A 2,008-nucleotide genomic window follows, 5' to 3' on the forward strand; every position below is an offset into this window, starting at 1 on the left:
GCGGATCAGTTTATAATTTCTCCGGTGGGACGTTCACCGGATATAATCAGGAGTCGTGCTTCAGGTGATGAGCTTCGTTCTGTTATCGCTGGTTATCATTGGTTTACCGATTGGGGACGTGACACTATGATAAGCCTGGAAGGGTTAACTCTGGTTACCGGCAGATTTACCGAGGCAGGATGGATTCTGCGTACATTTGCCCGCTATATCCGTGAAGGGCTTATTCCAAACCTGTTCCCGGAAGGAGAAAAGGAGGGTAGATATAACACAGCCGATGCCACTTTGTGGTTCTTTCATGCCCTGAATCGCTATTTACAATACACTAACGACCGGTTTACCCTCAATTCTCTTCTGGATAAACTGAAAGAGATCATAGATGCACATGTTAAAGGAACCCTTTTTGGTATCGGTGCAGATCCTGCCGATGGTTTGCTGAGTCAGGGGCAGTTGGGGTTGCAGTTAACCTGGATGGATGCAAAGGTAGAAGATTTGGTAGTTACGCCCCGGAATGGGAAGGCGGTGGAGATAAATGCTTTATGGTATAATGCCTTGAAATTATTGGAAAAATGGTTGAGTGAGGAGAATGAAGACTCTTTTGCAGCAGAGCTGGAAAAACTTTCCGCAAAAGTATATAACTCCTTTAATGAACGGTTCTGGAATAAGGAGTGTAATTATCTCTACGATGTTATCGATGGAGATCTGGGGACAGACAGTTCCTGCAGACCGAACCAGATTCTGGCCATCTCCCTGGATTTCCCTGTCCTGGACAAATCAAAATGGAAAGCGGTTATAAAAGTAGTATCCGAAAAGCTTCTGACCCCATTTGGATTGAGAACTCTTTCGCAGGAGCATCCGCATTTCAGACCAAAATACTTTGGAGATCTTCGAGCCAGAGATGCTGCTTATCATCAGGGGACAGTGTGGGCATGGCTGATTGGGCCTTTTATCGATGCCTGGCTTAAGCTTTACCCGGAACAGAAGAAAAAAGCAGGTGAGTTTCTTAAAAGTTTTGATTCTCATCTGTCGGAAGCCTGCATAGGTTCTGTAAGTGAAATTTTCGATGCACAGGATCCTTTTACTCCTCGTGGCTGTATCGCTCAGGCATGGAGTGTTGCAGAGTTGCTTCGATCTCTTGTTAAAACCCAGGCGGCCCCTCTTCCCCATTAATAAAGGGGGCGCTTCCAGCGGGGGGATTTTGCTAACAGACACCAGTGTACTTCTGAATGTACTGAACCTTACCCATAGTCTTATTATCAATCTTAACTGGGTCCTATGGGATAATAGTGATTTGCTATTATTGTGTTAACTGCTTTTCGCTTTGATTCTTTCGTTTAGATATTTTCCCAGATTACTTCTGATTAGATATTGTTTTGATATTTGTTCCTATTTTTCTTCCGATTTGACATTATCACATTCTATTCTGTCATCTAATTTCCTTCACCCAATGGCATGTCTTTCGCAATTTCATATAAATCAGGGGTTTATATGAAAGCTGCAGTAATCCTGTCCTCTATCGGATTATTTCTCTTTATTCAGTGCTCGCCGGTACCTGTCAGTGGAAGACGTCAACTGAATCTTATACCTCAATCTCAATTACTGGCTTTGAGTTTTCAGTCTTACCAGCAGTTTCTTGATGAAAATCAGATAGTCAGAGGAACTGAGGAAGCAAAAATGGTTGCTACTGTAGGAAAAAGAATTCAGCATGCAGTCGAGCAGTATTTCAGAGCAGAAAACAAACTGGAGGTGCTGGAAGGATTTCGGTGGGAATTTAATCTTGTGAAGGACAGTTCGGTTAATGCATTTGCTATGCCAGGAGGTAAGACTGCGGTACTGACAGGGATTTTGCCGGTGTGTGAAAATGCCACTGGTCTGGCGGTAGTTTTAGGTCATGAGATAGCGCATGCGGTAGCCAGACACGGAAATGAGAGGATGAGCCAGTTGTTACTTGTTCAATTGGGAGGGATGGCGTTATCCGAGGCATTATCGGAGCAGCCTCAACTAACCCAGC

2 protein-coding genes are annotated in these 2,008 nt (G+C 44.1%); both read left to right on the forward strand.

The window, feature by feature from the left end; translation table 11 throughout:
• Positions 1–1,167: glycogen debranching protein (locus GX089_04970; protein NLP01827.1), on the forward strand; the 1,167-nt coding region annotated here is incomplete at its 5' end.
• 318 nt (positions 1,168–1,485) lie between these two features.
• Positions 1,486–2,008: M48 family metallopeptidase (locus GX089_04975; GenBank protein ID NLP01828.1), on the forward strand; the 523-nt coding region annotated here is incomplete at its 3' end.

The sequence above is a fragment of the Fibrobacter sp. genome (assembly GCA_012523595.1).
In the GTDB taxonomy this organism is placed as follows: domain Bacteria; phylum Fibrobacterota; class Chitinivibrionia; order Chitinivibrionales; family Chitinispirillaceae; genus JAAYIG01.